Source organism: Collinsella sp. OM04-5, from assembly GCF_003439125.1.
Taxonomy (GTDB): domain Bacteria; phylum Actinomycetota; class Coriobacteriia; order Coriobacteriales; family Coriobacteriaceae; genus Collinsella.
The window spans coordinates 26,110-41,646 of sequence record NZ_QSUU01000007.1; the positions used below are offsets into that span (position 1 = coordinate 26,110).

Genomic DNA, 15,537 nt, shown 5'->3' on the forward strand with positions numbered 1-15,537 from the left:
AGGGCCATCGCCTAGAATCGTCAGCGCCTAGATATTCAACGAGAGGAAAGACAATGGTCCGCAGCGACATGCTACCCCAGCCGGACCGGGGGCTCGGCCTCGACCGGCCCCAGACCGAGGCATTTCACCGACGAGTTCAAGAGGAAGATAGTCGATCTCCACAACGCCGGAAAGCCCAGGCGCGAGGCCATGGACGAGTGCGACCTCGACAAGAGCACCGTGGAGAGGCGGGTCAAGTCGATAAACGAGACCGGCTCGCCGCGCGCCGCCGACAACCGCACGCCCGAGTAGAACCGGATCCTGGAGCCCGAGCGCGAGAACCGCAGGCTCCGGATGGAGGTCAACGTCTTAAGACGAGCGGCGCCAGCATACGCTCGGAAGTCAGGGCCATGGCGGCCAACGGGGGGCCGCTGCCCCATATCGGCGCAGCGCTGGCATCGAGGCCTTCTGACCTGTGTCAAGATTTCGGACACGCATGCTCGAGAAATCAAGCGGCCATAGGCATGGCCTCGAGCTTGGGCTCGGTTCTCTCGAAGAAGGCCGCCATGGCCTCGGCCGGCACCTTGTAGCCGATCGTCGAGCGGGGCCTTCGGCGGTTGTAGTACGCCTCGATGAACTCGACCACCGCGTGCTTGGCGGAATCCCTGGTCGGGAAGCTGCGCCTGTAGTACATCTCGTTCTTCAGCGTGGCGAGGAACGACTCGGCCACCGCGTTGTCGTGGCAGTTGCCGGCGCGGCTGCAGGACAGCCGCACGTCGTTGTCGCGCGCCCATTCGGCCAGAAGCCTGCTGGTGTACTGGGCGCCGCGGTCGGCGTGGAATATCGCGTTGCCGGCCACGTAGCCGCGCGATTTGGCCGACGCCAGCGCCGAAACCACGATGTCGGCGGTCATGCGCTCGGAGAGCGACCAGCCCACCACCATGCGGGTGTTGAGGTCGATGACCGTCGACAGGTACAGCCATCCCTCGCCGGTGCGCAGGTAGGTGATGTCGCCCACGAGCTTGCAGGTTGGAACGGGACTGGTGAAGTCGCGGCGCACCAGGTCGGGCCGGGGCCTGGCCTTCGGGTCGGGGATGGTGGTGCGCTTCCTGGCGTTGGGCGTGCAGCCGCGTATTCCCAGCTCGCGCATCAGCTTGCGCACCCTGTACAGGGTCAATCCGGAGAACTCGCCGGGCAGGAAGCATTTCACGAACCGGAAGCCGAACCTGCGGTCCGACTCCAGCCACACGCGCCGGACCGCCTCGCGCTCGGCCGACCAGTCTTCTCGCGGGCAGCCGTTGGAGAGCCACGAGTAGAAGCCCGATCGGCTCACGCCGAGCACGCGGGCCATCATTTTCACCGGGAATTCGGCCTTCTCCGCCAACATCATCCGGTAGCATGCGGCTACGCCTGGCTTTTGGCGAAGAAGGCCGCGGCTTTTTTTCAAGAAGGCGTTCTCCATCTCGAGCTCGCGTATGCGCCTTTTCGCCTCGCGAAGCTCGCGGTCCTCGGCCTTGGGGTCGGGCCCGCCGGCAAGCTCGCGCCGGCGGCTCTGCACCCACTTGTTCACGGTCTTGGAATTCAGGCCCAGTTCTGCGCAGCATTCCGTTATCGGCCTGCCCGTCGAGATGATGTAGTCGGCGGTCTCGCGCCTGAACTCGTCGGTGTACTTGGCGGCTGGGTTGGACATAGCATACCGTCCTCTCGGTCGTCGATGAATGCATTCTAAAGGATTGGGCCTCTAGCATGCGTGTCCGAAAAGACGATACAGGTCAGACAACCCAATCAGACGTCGTCTCGAGCACGTCCTCTGCACGGTCGAGCGTGCTTCTGGCCTTGGCACCCTGTTTGAACCACGAGCGCAGGTCCTCGAGCGTGCTGCCCGCTGCGTACACCTTGATTTTGCGACCGCCTTTCGTGGTCACCGTGCAACGGTCGCCGCTCTCGCTATCCTCGTGCGCCGTGACCTTCTTGAGATAATCGCGGCGGAACGCCACGACGCGGGCGTTGCTGATCTCGATGAACCAATCGTCGTCGACAAGCGAGGTGCCCGTGGCACCTCGGCTCGCCATCTCCTCGGCGAAGGAGAAACCGAGTTCGCGCTCCTGTCTGCCGATCTCGTAGATACCACGGGCGGGCATGCTGAGCATGAGCAGAGGCAGGAGTCCCCCTATGAACAGGAAGAGGCATGGGACGAGCAGGAGCAGACGAGCACCGGCGTCGGTGAAAACAGCCATGAAGGCGATCACGAGCGAGAAGACGAGCGCCATACCGTTGAAAACAATCGTCAACGGCTTGATGGCAGACCAACACAGACCCGCCTTGGTCATCGGGCCGTCAACAGCGTCCGAGACCTCGATGCCCTCTTCCTCCAGACGGGCGAGGAGGTTGAGCGAGCACACCCCCTCGAGGCTTATCGAGCAGAACTTCCGGTCGCCCTCGAACAGGTCGATCCTCATCATCTGCGTGTGAAGCGTTGCACGGGTGATGTTGCCAAACGTCGTCTCCTTGCGGATGCCGAAGGCGTTACGCGAGAGAATTCGCTCACCGTCCACGTCGATGCGCGGGATGCTCAGCAGGGCCCAGATGGCCATGCCCGCGAGCGCCATGGCGTGACCGAACCACACAAGTTCGTGGTCCCACTCGCCCAACGAGACGCCCTGCCAGACGTAGACACCCAGCATGAGCAGTTCGAACGCGACGGCGCAGCAGGCGATGATCGTGCGAATGGCAGCGGGCATGCGCACCGTGAAGCGATCGAGGCTGTCCGTCGCCTCACTGCGCTCGCGCGCGCCGCGACGGGCGACCCATGCAGTGAGCGGACCGACGATGAACACCACCATCGCCACGCGCAGGAACGATTCGAGTATGTCGCCCATATTAACCACCATCCCAATAGAAAACGTGAATTTGGGAGACTATAGCAGAGCGAAGCGATCTGCACGGCATCGTCCGGGTGTTTTCGGCATACGGTGGAAGCTGGTGGGGGTCGGCGCCGTAACCGGATGCGCATTTGGCCTCGCCAATGCCGTCGGCGGAGAGCTTTTCGCCCGCCAGGTATATCCGCTCGTCGTGCATCTGCCGCTCATCATCTATTTGTGCGCGCGCTACCGCCTGAGCCCGCTGCTTGCCGTGCTCGGCATTACGAGTGCCTATCTGAGCTGCCAGTTCAGCAATTGGATGGGCATCGCCGCATTTGCCGCAACCGATTCTCAGATCGCGTACTATCTGGCGCGCATCGCGACCACACTCGCCGTCTTTGCCGTCCTGCTGCATTGGGCCGGCGACATCGGTCCGCGCTTGGCGATTAAAAGCACCACCGAGCTGGGCATCCTTTTAATCCTGCCGCTCGTCTATTACGTCTTTGACTATGCCACCAACGTCTACACCACGCTGTTCCACTCGGGCTCGGTGGTGACGGTTGAGTTTTTGGCATTTGCGCTCTGTGCCTTCTATCTTATGTTTCTTGCCGTTTATCTGCGCGAATACGAAGAAAAGGAAACCGCCGAGCGAGAGCGCTGGATGCTCGAAACCCGCGACAGCGCCGCCATCAAAGAGCTCGAGGCTTGGCGTCAATCTGGGCGCGAGCTGTCGATTCTGCGCCACGACATGCGCCACTTCCTACGCGGCCTGGCCGCTTTAATTGAGGAGGGCCACACCGACGAGGCGCTCGATCGCATCGACGAACTCTGCGAAGCCGGCGACCGCACCGCCGTACGCCGCTTCTGCGCCAACGAGACCGTAAACATCGCGCTTTCGTCATTTAACTCGGATATCAATAGAAACGGCATTACCGCCAACCTGCGCGCCGCCGTACCCGAAACCATCCACGTAGGTGACGCCGACCTGTTTAGCGTGCTCTCAAATGCCTTGGAAAACGCTATCACCGCCGCAAGCGCCGCACCCCAAGGAAAGCGATTCGTCGACTTTGACCTGCGATTAGAGGACGGCCAGCTGCTGCTGTTAGTTTCCAACACGTTTGACCGCGCGCCGCGCATGGTCGACGGCATGCCCGTGACCCGGCATGCGGGCCACGGCTTTGGCACCAGGAGCATCAAACTTGCCGTGGAGCGCATGAACGGCAACTGCCAGTTCCGCATTAACGGCGATCGGTTTGAGCTGCGCGCTGTGATGTAGGGGCTGCCGCCAGCCTCGCTACAGCGGAGCGGCTGCCGGGGTCAGCTGCTTGATGTATGCCCACATGCGCTGCTTGGCGGCTTTGTCAGTGAGCGCCGCCTCAAAACCGTCGAGCGCGAGCACGCGGCGACCCTGCACATGGGCGACCAAGCCGGGCTTGAGCATGGCGGTGTCGAAGTCATCGATCGCCACGAGCATATCGGCGTAGGTCTCGCGCATGGTATCGGCCGCGCGATCGTCCAGCAGCAAGACCGCCTCGGGGTCCAAGGCCTCGAGCGCCTCGCGGAACAGCTCGCACGGTAGGCCCTCGCCTGTCGCGACCGCCCCGTCACCCACGCCGGCGACGCTTGCCAGCACGCAAAAATCCTCTGGCGCGTAGCCGATGGCGCCGAGCGCTTTGCGCAGCGCAGCACCGTCCGGACCGGCAGCCAGCTCGCCGCCCGCACGCTCGGCATCGTCTAAATCACCTTTTACCAGCACAATCGGCGAGCACGCATTTCCTGCGATACGCACGCCGCGGTCCGCGAGCGATGCGAGCTCCTGCTCGGTCGCCTGGGCGATGGCTTCTTTTTTCTGGCTTTGTGACGTGGGCATGCGCTCTCCAATCGTTTGCGTGCCCACCATTATATAAAAGAGCCGCCTGCGAGTGGTTGCATTACGGGCCGTTGGGTATAAGCACGGTCGTACTGAGTTTTACGCGGCCGAGCCGCGTCGCACTATGGAGGTCACCATGGCTGACATTAAGCAGATTACCCCCGAGAACTTCGATTCCGTCGTTAACGGCAGCCTTCCCGTGCTGATTGATTTTTGGGCACCGTGGTGCGGTCCCTGCCGCTCGCTCTCGCCCATTGTTGACGAAGTGGCCGACGAGCTGGCCGGCAAACTCGCCGTCGCCAAATGCAACGTCGACGACAATCAGGACCTGGCCATGAAGTTTGGCGTTATGAGCATCCCCACGCTGGTTGTCTTTAAGAACGGCGAGGAAATCGACCGCTCCGTTGGCGCGCTGCCCAAGGCCAGGCTGCAGGCGCTGCTTGAGAAGCACCTGTAATACGCCGGTCATGTGCTGCCGTCCATGAGCGGTTTTGCGCCGCTCACCGGAGAGCCGGGTGCTGCGCCCGCGACCACGGATAGTATGGTAATCACAAACAGCCCCCAGTGAACGGGTGCGGGTCAGACGGACTCGCACCCGTTTTCTTATGCGGCGATGCGCAAAGCGGGCGTAGTAGAATCTGAACCACTGAATAGACCCGTACAAAAGGAGATTTCCCATGCATGACGTCGGAATGAACATGAGCCAGCTTGCCATGAGCGTCAAGCAGGTCGACGACACGATCGAGCTCGCCCACGAGTGGAGCCATCAGCTGCTGCATGCAACCGAGAACTTTGATATGGAGCGCATTGGTGCCAAGCTCGAGGCCGCCATGGCGGCGCTCCACGAGGCGCACGACGCACTCGAGGGCTACGAGGAGGCCATCGAGGCCGACCACAACTCCGTTGGCTCCGTAAAGTTGGTGTAGCGTGGCCGAGCACGAGCACACCTGCGGGCACGAGCATTCGCACGGGCCGACCGGCGACGCGGGCTGCCGTTGCAGCGGCTCCGCCTCAGAGCTGGTCCGTTTTTCGGTCACCGCGCCCGACGACCTGCTGCGCCGCTTTGACGAGCAGATCGCACGCCGCGGTGACGTGGCCAACCGCTCCGAGGCCGTGCGCGACCTGATTCGCGCCTCGATTGCCAAGGAGCAGATGCGAACGCCCGACGAGCAGGTCATCGGGTCGCTCACCATGATTTACGACCATCACACCGGCGACCTGACGCGCCGCCTGGACGAGGTGCAACACGACTACACCGACGAGATCGTATCGACCATGCACGTGCATCTGGATCACCACAACTGTTTGGAGATTCTGGCACTTAAGGGTCGCGGCGAGCGTGTCTACGAGCTGGCTGACCGTCTGCTGGGCCTGCGCGGCGTTAAACACGGCGAGCTCACCTGCGCCGCCACCGAGCAGAGCCTGGGGCTGTAACAGCACACATTTCAACGAAGGAGGGTCGCATGCGACATGCGCATATCCATGTAACGGGCATTGTGCAGGGTGTCGGCATGCGACCGTTTGTGTATCGCGAGGCCATGGCGCACGGCATTTGCGGCTGGGTGCTTAACGCGGGCGATGGCGTGCATATCGAGGCGCACGCTCCTGGCGAAGCACTCGACGAATTTGTCACCGCGCTTTCGGAGCATACGCCTGCGGCGTCTCGTGTGGAGCATGTCGAGGTTGTGGACCTAGCACCCGGCGACTGGGACGCCGCTAACGAGCAGGGCTTTCGCATTGTGGCGTCGCAGGATCAAACCGCCCACACGACGCTCATCTCGCCCGACATCGCCACGTGCGACGACTGCCTGCGCGAGCTATTCGACCCCGCCGACCGACGCTTTCACTACCCCTTTATCAACTGCACCAACTGTGGACCGCGCTTTACCATCATCCGCTCGCTGCCCTATGACCGAGCGGCTACCTCGATGGATCGCTTTCCCATGTGCCCCACCTGCGCCTCAGAGTATGCCGACCCGCTCGATCGGCGGTTTCACGCGCAGCCCGATGCCTGCTTTGATTGCGGACCGCATATTACGTGGCGCGAGGCCGATCGCGGCGCGGAGCCGACGGCGGTCGACGCGACACCAGCCGTCGGCTCCACGCGCGAGGCCAGCGATGCCATCATCGAACGCTGCGTCGAGCTGCTGGCTGGCGGCGGCATCGTCGCCATCAAGGGTCTGGGCGGATTCCACCTGGCCTGCGATGCCGCCAACGAACAGGCGGTGTGCGAGTTGCGCCGTCGCAAGCGTCGCAGCAATAAGCCGCTCGCCGTTATGGTGTGCGGCCTTGCCGACGCCGAGCGCCTGTGTCATATCGATGGCATTGAGCGCAACCTGCTGGCCGGCAGTGTTCGTCCCATTGTGCTGCTGCGTCGCCGCGCAGCCGGCAACGACGCCCACAGCTCCCCCAACGCCCTCGAACTCGCGCCATCCGTCGCGCACGACTTGCCCGAGCTTGGCGTCATGCTCCCCTACACCCCGCTTCAACATTTGCTGCTCGCCGCAGCCGCGGCGCACGGCATGAGCGCAATCGTCATGACCAGCGGAAACCTGAGCGAAGAGCCCATCGAGACCGACGATGCCCTTGCATGGGAGCACCTTGTTGCCGCCGGCATCGCCGATGCGCTGCTCGGTAACGACCGCGCGATTCTGTCGCGCTACGACGACTCCGTGGTACGCGTAGTCGACGGGGTCGTCATGCCCGTGCGCCGCGCACGCGGATATGCGCCGCAGCCGCTGTCGTTGCCGGCGCTCGACAACGCCACGCCCTGTGTGCTCGCCTGCGGGCCGCAGCAAAAAGCCACGATCGCACTCACGCGCGAGGACGCCGACGGCCATGCGGCCTGTTTTGTGTCGCAGCATATCGGCGATGTCGAAAACGGCGCGACTTTCGATGCTTGGAGCGCCGCACGCACGCGTCTGGAAAGCCTCTTTGACCTGGCGCCTGCCGCCTTGGCATGCGACATGCATCCCAGTTATCTGTCGAGCCAATGGGCGCGCGAGCAGGCACGGGAGCACAATCTGCCGCTTATCGAAGTCCAGCACCATCATGCGCACATCGCGAGCGTCATGGCAGAGGCGATTGCTGCAGGCCGGCTTGCGCCCGATGCACGCGTCCTCGGCATCGCCTTCGACGGCACGGGTGCCGGCACCGACGGCACCATATGGGGCGGTGAGTTTCTTGTCGCCCGTCTCGCCGATTTTGAGCGCGTCGCGCATCTGCGCACCTGGGCGCTTCCCGGTGGCGCCGCATCCGTACACGATGCCCGCCGCAACGCCTTTGCCCTGCTCAGCGAGCTCGATCTGCTCGAGCACCCGGGAGCCGTGGGGCTCTTGAACAGCCTTGACGAGCAAACGCGCAGCATAACGGCAACGATGATCGAGCGCGGCATCAACAGTCCGCGCACCAGCAGTATGGGTCGCCTGTTTGATGCCGCAGCCGCGATTTTGGGCATTTGCGGCCAGGCAACCTACGAGGGCGAACCCGCCATCGAGCTCGAAGCCGCCGCTTGGCGTGCACTGGACGGCAAAATCGCCCGTTTTCCCGACGACAACGTCGGCTATTCCACATCTGGCCCATCGTGGTTGGACGGCCCCGATGTGCTGGACCAGAAAGCACTCTTTGAGGCACTTTTGGAGGGAATTGAAGCCGGAGCGCCCGCCGACAGGCTCGCACTCGACTTCCATGTCGCCGTCGCGCGCTCCTCGGCGCGCATCGCCACCGAAATCTGCGCGCGCGAGGGCATTGGCACCGTCGCGCTCTCGGGCGGCGTGTTCATGAACCGACTTCTGCTCCAGCTCCTCACCCGCGAGCTCAAATACGCGGGCCTTGCTGTCTTGGTCCCCCACACCGTACCCGTCAATGACGGCTGCATCGCCTACGGTCAGGCGGCGGTCGCAAGCGCTCGTCTTGCGCAGATTGCATCGCAGTAGCTCGCCCTCACACGCCGCTGTGCCCAGCCGTCTCACAGGCGTAACGCGTTTGCCCGCAAACCCCGCGAGCGCTACCATCAACTGATGGATTATTGAGCGCCTATCCAGCGCAAAGCGTCTAAAAGGGGAACAATATGTGCCTTGCCGTTCCCGGTAAAGTAGTCAAACGCGACGACGACCTCAAGGCCACCGTCGACATGATGGGCATCGAGCGCCCCGTGTCGCTACGACTCGTGCCGACGGCGCAGGTTGGCGACTATATTCTCGTACACGCCGGCTTTGGCATCCAGATCGTCGACGAGCAGGAAGCGCAGGAGACGCTCGACCTGGTCAACACCATGACCGAACTGGCAGAAGAAGACCAACTGGTCAGCAACCCGGCCGAGGCATACTAGTGGCGGCCGGACAGCCGGCGCGCTCCGGTATCGACTTTTCGGCATTTCGCGATTCCAAGCTGGCCCGCGAGCTCATCGAACGCATCCATGAACTCGTCGGCGACCGCACCATCAACCTTATGGAAGTCTGCGGCACGCACACCGTGAGTATCGGCCGCTATGGCTTTCGCTCCATTATGCCGGCCGGGCTCAAGCTGCTGAGCGGACCGGGCTGCCCCGTCTGCGTTACCGCCAACCGCGACATCGACCACGCAATCGCGCTCGCCAACATAGACGGCGCCATCATCACCACCTTTGGCGACATGATGCGCGTGCCCGGATCGTCTACCTCGCTCGCTGCGCAAAAGGCGGCAGGGCGCGACATCCGCATCGTCTACTCCCCGCTCGACGCGCTCGACATCGCCGAGCAAAACCCCGATCGTCCGGTCATTTTTATGGGCGTGGGCTTTGAGACTACGACGCCCACCATCGCCGCCGCCATCTTGGAGGCCGAGGCGCGCGGGCTTTTGAACTTTTCGGTCTATTGCGCCCACAAGACCACGCCGCCGGCGTTGCGTGCCATCGCCAACGATCCCGAGACCACCATCGACGGCTTTATCCTGCCGGGCCACGTCGCCACCATCACGGGCTTAGCCCCCTTTGGCTTTTTGGTCGACGAGTTTAAGACCCCAGGCGTGGTCACGGGATTTGAACCGGTCGATATCCTGCAGGGCATCTGCATGCTGGTCCAGATGGTTGTCGAGGGCAGGCCCGCGATCGACAACGCCTACCGCCGCGGCGTCAACGCAGACGGCAACCCCGTGGCGCGCCAGCTGGTCGAGCAGGTGTTTGAGCCGTGCGACACCACGTGGCGCGGGCTGGGGCCGATTGCCAACTCGGGCCTTTCCATCCGCCCCGAGTTCTCACACTTTGACGCCCGCGTTCGCTTTGACGTGCCCGTTGAGGCGACGGTCGAGCCGCGTGGGTGCCGCTGCGGCGACGTGCTGCGCGGGGCCATTACGCCGAGCAGCTGCCCGCTCTTTGGCCGCACCTGCACGCCCGAGCACCCCGTCGGCCCGTGCATGGTGAGCTCCGAGGGCAGCTGCGCGGCGTACTACCGCTACCGTAACTAGCCCGAACGCCCCCGCGCACTGACACCTCCCACGATTGGAGTTTTCGATATGTCCCATAGCGTTACCGATAGCACCGTCCTGTTGGGCCACGGCTCTGGCGGTCAGATGATGAAACGCATCATCGATGAGGTCTTTTTGGATGCCTTTGGGTCGCCCGAGCTGCTCGAGGGCAACGACGCCGGCGTCGCTGCGCTGCCCGCGAGCGGGCGCATCGCCATGTCGACCGACAGCTTTGTGGTAACGCCGCAGTTCTTCCCCGGCGGCAATATCGGCCGCCTCGCCGTATGCGGAACCGTCAACGACGTCGCGACCTCGGGCGCTAACGTGCGCTACCTCTCATGCGGCTTTATCCTCGAAGAGGGCTATCCCATGGACAAGCTGCGCCAGATTGTGCAGACCATGGCCGAAACGGCACATGAGGCAGGTGTGAAGATTATCACCGGCGACACCAAGGTGGTTGAGCGCGGCGGTGCCGACGGCGTCTACATCAATACCGCCGGCGTGGGCGAAGTGCCTGCGGGCGTAGCGCTCAGCGGTGCAAACTGTCGGCCCGGCGACGTCATCTTGGTGTCGGGTACGCTAGGCGACCACGGCATCGCCATCATGAGCCAGCGCGAGGGCTTGGCATTTTCGAGCGACATCGAAAGCGACGCCGCGCCGCTCAATCATCTGATTGCCGACGTTCTGGCCGCCGCCCCCGACACCCGCTGCTTCCGCGACCCCACGCGCGGCGGCCTGGCATCCACGCTCAACGAGTTTTCCCAGGCCAGCGGCGTTGCCATGGAGATCGACGAGGATGCCGTGCCCGTGCGCCCCGACGTACAGGCGGCATGTGAGATGCTCGGTTACGACGTTCTGCAGGTGGCAAACGAGGGCAAGATGGTTGCCGTGGTGCCGGCCGAGCAGGCCGATGCCGCGCTGGCCGCCATGCGCGCCGCGCGCTACGGCGAAAACGCCGCCATCATCGGCCGCGTGCTGCCACTTGCCGAGGGCGCCCGTCCCGCCGTGCGCGTGCGCACCGGCTGGGGCTCGACCCGCATCCTCGACATGCTCGTGGGAGAGCAGCTGCCGAGAATTTGCTAACGACGGCATCCGTGCGCCACCGCGCTTTGAACAATGCGCTTTTGATCGCTCAGCACAAGAGACCCCCACGACCGAGTTGAATCGGTCGCGGGGGTCCTTGCATTTGCGAGCTTTGCCGTTATCTACACTCGGAACTTTGGATACGTCAGCAGTACGAGCGAGACGCTCACGCCCAGCTGTATGAGAATCTGGCGAACGTCGCCGACGCCTCCAAGCGCCATGATAGGCAGCAAGGTAACGAGCATCGACGTGGCTTTTGCCCGCCTACTCCCCGCAGCCGCTCTCGATTAGCGCCACGAGGGCATCGACGGCGGCCGCCTCGTCGGCGCCGTCGGCTGCAATCTCAATCTCGCAACCACAGGCCATTCCCAGGCTCATAACCATCAGGATCGACTTGGCGTCTTTGGCGTCTCCGCCCACCTTACCAACGGTGATCGAGCTCTCGTACTTGCTCGCCTCCTGCACAAACAGCGATGCAGGGCGCGCGTGGATGCCGCTCGGATTCTTGACGACCGTCGTCTTGGAAACCATCTCTACTCCTTACTCCACCACGATGTTATCGGTTGCGGTGTCGGCGCCGTTGCTGGCGATGAGTTTCTTGTAGTAGAAATAGGACTTCTTTCGCCCCAGCGCCATGCTTCCATTGCCAAAATCGTCAACATCGACCGAAACAAAGCCGTATCGTTTGCTTACCTCGGAAGTTCCGGAACTTACCAGATCAATCGGACCCCACCACGCATAACCAAATACATCCACACCATCCTTAATTGCTTCAGCGAGCTGCTCGACATGGCGCTTCATATAGTCGATACGATAGTCGTCCTCGACATATCCATTCTCGTCGAGCTCATCTATGGCTCCAAGACCGTTCTCAGAGATAAAAATAGGCAAATGGTAACGATCGTAAATATGATTAAGAGTGATACGGAAACCAATGGGGTCGATAGGCCATCCCCATTCCGACGCCTCAAGATAGGGATTTTTAATTGCCGTAACCAAAGAGCCCGAGGGCTTGGGGACCGGCTCACCCTTATAGCGCATGATGTAGGTCATGTAGTAACTGATCGTTACGAAATCGACAGTACCCGACTTGAGCACCCCAGCATCACCCGGCTGCATATCAATATGAATATCGTTCTCATCAAAGAAACGATCCATGTAATACGGGTATTCGCCTTTAGCCTGGACGTCACTGTAGAACCAGTTGAAGTGGTCTTCGAACAGAACCTGGAGCTGATCTTCGGGCTTGGGGGTCTCAGCATAGTTCTCGAGTCGGCAGAGCATGTTTCCGATCTTTGCATCCGGATCAATTTCGTGGCACTTCATAACGGCCTTGGCGCTCGCAACAAATTGATTATGGGAAACCTGATACTTAAGCTCCCAATTGTCGCGATACGGATTCTCCGGAGTCTTAGAATCCTCTTCGCTCATAATGACGCCACTGCAGGTGAAAGGATTGGTAAGAACATTGTTGATTTCGTTGAACGTAAGCCAGTATTTAACTTTCCCCTTGTAACGCCTAAAGCAAGTCTCCGCATAACGCTCAAATGCTTCGACAGTGTGGCGGCTTTTGAAACCACCGTATGCTTCGGCAAGATGAAGCGGGGTATCGAAGTGGCACAGCGTCACCATTGGCTCCATACCGAGCTTGTGGCATTCATCAAACACGCGGTCATAAAAAGCCAAACCGACCTCGTTTGGCTGAGCATCGTCACCGTTGGGGAAAATGCGGCTCCAGCTGATCGACATGCGGAAAACCTTAAATCCCATACCCGCAATCTCGGCCAGTTGCTCCTTATAGCGATGATAAAAATCGATTCCCCGACGCTTGGGAAGATTGTATTGCTCGGGATGTAGCTTCATTTGCTCCAACATCTCGGCGGTAACGGAATTATGCGGGAGAGGCTGACCTTCATATCCACGATTCGCCTCGCGAGAAATAAACGGAGCGAAATCAGAGGTTGCAAGCCCGCGACCCCCCTCATCAAACGCACCCTCAATCTGATTTGCAGCCGTTGCTCCTCCCCAGAGGAAGCCATCAGGAAATGCGCTCTGCTTCTTAACAGTATCCATAAATCTAGTTCCTTAAAGATGGAGTTCTTAAAAATAGAGGGAGACCTTTGTCGCAATCTCCCTCGCGTCAACCAATTGGAAGATTCGAATTACTGACCGGCGCGGATAGCCAGTGCGCGCACAATCGGCATCATCTTTTTAACCATATGAAGTTCAGCACTAATGGTCATGAGAGTGTCCTGAGCATGCGTAAAAAGCAACGAGTACTCGACTTCCTCACCTGCCGCTTGGGCTTGAATCGTGGCAGTCTGCACTTTATGCGCGGTCAGAATCTTTGCATCCGCTTGGGCAAGGTGCTCCTCTGCCGCATCAAAATCAAACTCCGCCAAGCTATCCAACGCCTGGTCAATACAAGTCCTACCGTCACCAGTATTTAAAATGACTTCCATAGCCACAGCGCTGATGTCAATTGCGTCACTCATCGTTCGCTCCCGTCGTTGTAGAATCTGCAGCTGCCAGCACAACTTTTTCGGATGGACCATTCTCAGAAGCAGTCTCGGAAATGTTTGCAGCCTTCCTTGCCTCACGAGCGACACGTTTTGCCGCCTTCTTCGCAGCGCGCTCAGCCTCGCTTTTCTGCTCGTCCTCTGCGGCATGTTTGTCGAAAACCTTAAAGAAGGGATACCAAATGATTGCCGCAAGAATCAGGTTCACCACGACAAGCACCACGTTGCGAAAATCTCCGTTGGAAAGGAAGTAAGCCGAAACCGCGTTGGGAAGGAAGTTCATCGCAAACATCTGGGTATGGAGACTTGCCCAGTCGAACTGCAGCCACAGATAGGCATTTGCGGGCAGAATGATAGCTTGAAGAATAACCGGGATGAACAGATAGGGATTATTAACGATAGTGGAAAAAACCAGAGGCTCATTGATATTAAAGAGGGACGGCACGAACGTCGCCTTACCGAGCGTGCGGTTCTTTTTGGATTTCGAGAACAGCATCATAAACGCCAGAGGCAAAGTGTTGAGCTCTCCGCCAATCATGTAGTAGCGCGAAAGGCCATACGCATTGATGTTGGTCGGCGTAGCCCCCGCGGCAACTGCAGCCATATTCTCAGCCATACCACCCTGGGTGATCGGAAGCGTCACCGAAATAAACGCCCAGCCCGAAACACCAAAGAAGTAGAACACGTCCATCACCAAAGCCATAAACACAACGCCGGGGAGAGACTGGCCAAAACTGGTAACGGGTGAAAGAATCAGCGCAATTACGGTAAAGACATCAATTCGAACAAGAAACGTCAGCAGTAACGCAATTGTAAGGCTCAGCAAAATTGGGATAATGCTGTCGAACCAGCTTTTAACAAAATCAGGGATAACCGATTCTTCACCGAAGAAGCTATGATGCGCTGCGAACTTGTAGATTGCACCGACCGTGATACCCACTGCCATAGCCGCAAACATGCCGCTCGAGCCGAACTTCCACATCTCGAAGGCCATGCCCTCATCGACCGTCTGGGGATTCATGCACAGCATAAAAGCGCCGACGCCGGTAAAGCCAGCGATCAGGGCCCTACCTTTATCGTCCTCCTTGACACAGACGCTGTGAGGAATGATAAAAGCGATGAACATTCCTACGAGACCAAACGAGTAGGTATTAAGCGCTGACAGGTCAGGTAGAGCGGGCACAAAATTACGAACCACATTAAAAAGGCTCGGAATTGCCGAGACCATTGTAAACGGAACGATATACAAAACGGCATTGGCAACGATTCCAAACCAATAGCTCGACGTAAGCTTATTGACAACGGGGACAACGTTCTTTTCGATGCTCCCTTGGACTTTTTCCATCACATTAGACATATCAAGCACACCCTATTCGCCATCAAAATCTATGTCGAGAAGATCGTAGGCATCTTCGAGAATCCCCTCGCCATCAAGCGACGCATAATAATCAGGGTCGATTGACATTACCTTTACACCGTAAGGCTCAAGCATTTTTTGCGTCGCCGGAACCTCGGCGGCAAAATGCGGCCCCAAGAGGAGGGCATCGATCTTATCGGCATAGTCCATAATTTCAGATTTGCTGACCGCATTGATGGTGCAGTCAAGGCCCTTGGACTTTGCGACCCTGCGCATGCCCGCCGCCATAAAGCCGGTCGAGGCACCGATGCCGCAAGCGAGGAGAATACGGACGGTGCCGTTCTCGTCTGCCATGGGGTACTCCTTTCCCAATAAGCGGGCCCAAGGCAGCTCCGATGCCGCCGCAGTCCCCGCCATGTTCTTGAG

Annotated in this window: 17 protein-coding genes; 8 read left to right on the forward strand and 9 right to left on the reverse strand. The window is 60.2% G+C overall.

Features of this window, described 5'->3' with window-relative positions; genetic code table 11:
• Nucleotides 1–487 precede the first annotated feature (487 nt).
• Together DXB53_RS05420 and DXB53_RS05425 are read right to left on the reverse strand one after the other, a co-directional pair.
• On the reverse strand, nt 488–1,669 hold the full coding sequence (locus DXB53_RS05420; RefSeq protein WP_117583640.1) for an IS3 family transposase: 1,182 nt from the start codon (nt 1,667–1,669) through the stop codon (nt 488–490).
• An 82-nt stretch (nt 1,670–1,751) separates the two neighbouring features.
• Nucleotides 1,752–2,858: a hypothetical protein gene (locus DXB53_RS05425; RefSeq protein ID WP_233503821.1), complete on the reverse strand. Its 1,107-nt coding sequence runs from the start codon at nt 2,856–2,858 to the stop codon at nt 1,752–1,754.
• Nucleotides 2,859–2,961: 103 nt separating this feature from the next.
• Between DXB53_RS05425 and DXB53_RS05430 the strand changes: the two genes are divergently transcribed.
• Nucleotides 2,962–4,116 carry a GHKL domain-containing protein gene (locus DXB53_RS05430; protein WP_158556496.1) on the forward strand — a complete coding sequence of 385 codons (1,155 nt, stop codon included), beginning with the start codon at nt 2,962–2,964 and terminating at the stop codon, nt 4,114–4,116.
• Nucleotides 4,117–4,134: 18 nt separating this feature from the next.
• On the opposite strand, the gene DXB53_RS05435 is transcribed toward DXB53_RS05430, so the two are convergent.
• Entirely contained in the window at nt 4,135–4,710 is a 576-nt protein-coding gene (locus DXB53_RS05435) for a hypothetical protein (RefSeq protein WP_117583642.1), read from the reverse strand.
• Between the two features lie 136 nt (nt 4,711–4,846).
• On the opposite strand from DXB53_RS05435, the gene trxA reads away from it, so the two are divergent.
• From trxA to hypE, 7 genes are all read left to right on the forward strand, one after another.
• The gene (trxA, locus tag DXB53_RS05440) at nt 4,847–5,167 is read left to right on the forward strand and encodes a thioredoxin (RefSeq protein WP_117583643.1); all 321 of its coding nucleotides are present in this window, start codon (nt 4,847–4,849) and stop codon (nt 5,165–5,167) included.
• Between the two features lie 220 nt (nt 5,168–5,387).
• On the forward strand, nt 5,388–5,636 hold the full coding sequence (locus DXB53_RS05445) for a hypothetical protein (RefSeq protein ID WP_006235225.1): 249 nt from the start codon (nt 5,388–5,390) through the stop codon (nt 5,634–5,636).
• Nucleotide 5,637: 1 nt separating this feature from the next.
• Nucleotides 5,638–6,144 carry a nickel-responsive transcriptional regulator NikR gene (gene nikR / locus DXB53_RS05450; RefSeq protein ID WP_117583644.1) on the forward strand — a complete coding sequence of 169 codons (507 nt, stop codon included), beginning with the start codon at nt 5,638–5,640 and terminating at the stop codon, nt 6,142–6,144.
• Between the two features lie 29 nt (nt 6,145–6,173).
• The gene (hypF, locus tag DXB53_RS05455) at nt 6,174–8,645 is read left to right on the forward strand and encodes a carbamoyltransferase HypF (protein ID WP_117583645.1); all 2,472 of its coding nucleotides are present in this window, start codon (nt 6,174–6,176) and stop codon (nt 8,643–8,645) included.
• 134 nt (nt 8,646–8,779) lie between these two features.
• Nucleotides 8,780–9,040: a HypC/HybG/HupF family hydrogenase formation chaperone gene (locus DXB53_RS05460; protein ID WP_117583646.1), complete on the forward strand. Its 261-nt coding sequence runs from the start codon at nt 8,780–8,782 to the stop codon at nt 9,038–9,040.
• The gene (gene hypD / locus DXB53_RS05465; RefSeq protein ID WP_233503822.1) at nt 9,040–10,152 is read left to right on the forward strand and encodes a hydrogenase formation protein HypD; all 1,113 of its coding nucleotides are present in this window, start codon (nt 9,040–9,042) and stop codon (nt 10,150–10,152) included. Before DXB53_RS05460 ends, hypD begins: the two co-directional genes overlap by 1 nt.
• Before the next feature lie 48 nt (nt 10,153–10,200).
• Nucleotides 10,201–11,235, forward strand: a complete 1,035-nt coding sequence (gene hypE, locus DXB53_RS05470; protein WP_117583647.1) for a hydrogenase expression/formation protein HypE — start codon at nt 10,201–10,203, stop codon at nt 11,233–11,235.
• A 122-nt stretch (nt 11,236–11,357) separates the two neighbouring features.
• Here the strand turns inward: hypE and DXB53_RS10175 are convergent, their stop codons facing one another.
• The 6 genes from DXB53_RS10175 to DXB53_RS05495 form a co-directional block, all read right to left on the reverse strand.
• Nucleotides 11,358–11,480, reverse strand: coding sequence for a hypothetical protein (locus DXB53_RS10175; protein ID WP_255413547.1), 123 nt, complete (start codon nt 11,478–11,480; stop codon nt 11,358–11,360).
• A 19-nt stretch (nt 11,481–11,499) separates the two neighbouring features.
• Nucleotides 11,500–11,766, reverse strand: coding sequence for an HPr family phosphocarrier protein (locus tag DXB53_RS05475; RefSeq protein ID WP_117583648.1), 267 nt, complete (start codon nt 11,764–11,766; stop codon nt 11,500–11,502).
• 9 nt (nt 11,767–11,775) lie between these two features.
• Nucleotides 11,776–13,308: a glycoside hydrolase family 1 protein gene (locus DXB53_RS05480; protein ID WP_117583649.1), complete on the reverse strand. Its 1,533-nt coding sequence runs from the start codon at nt 13,306–13,308 to the stop codon at nt 11,776–11,778.
• 89 nt (nt 13,309–13,397) lie between these two features.
• Nucleotides 13,398–13,730 (reverse strand): PTS lactose/cellobiose transporter subunit IIA, encoded by a 333-nt coding sequence (locus DXB53_RS05485; RefSeq protein WP_117583650.1) that lies wholly within the window; start codon nt 13,728–13,730, stop codon nt 13,398–13,400.
• Nucleotides 13,723–15,111, reverse strand: coding sequence for a PTS transporter subunit EIIC (locus tag DXB53_RS05490; RefSeq protein WP_117583651.1), 1,389 nt, complete (start codon nt 15,109–15,111; stop codon nt 13,723–13,725). The genes DXB53_RS05485 and DXB53_RS05490 overlap by 8 nt, the downstream gene beginning before the upstream one ends.
• Nucleotides 15,112–15,123: 12 nt before the next feature.
• A complete protein-coding gene (locus DXB53_RS05495; RefSeq protein ID WP_117583652.1) occupies nt 15,124–15,465 on the reverse strand; it encodes a PTS sugar transporter subunit IIB in 342 nt (113 codons plus the stop codon).
• Between the last annotated feature and the right edge of the window lie 72 nt (nt 15,466–15,537).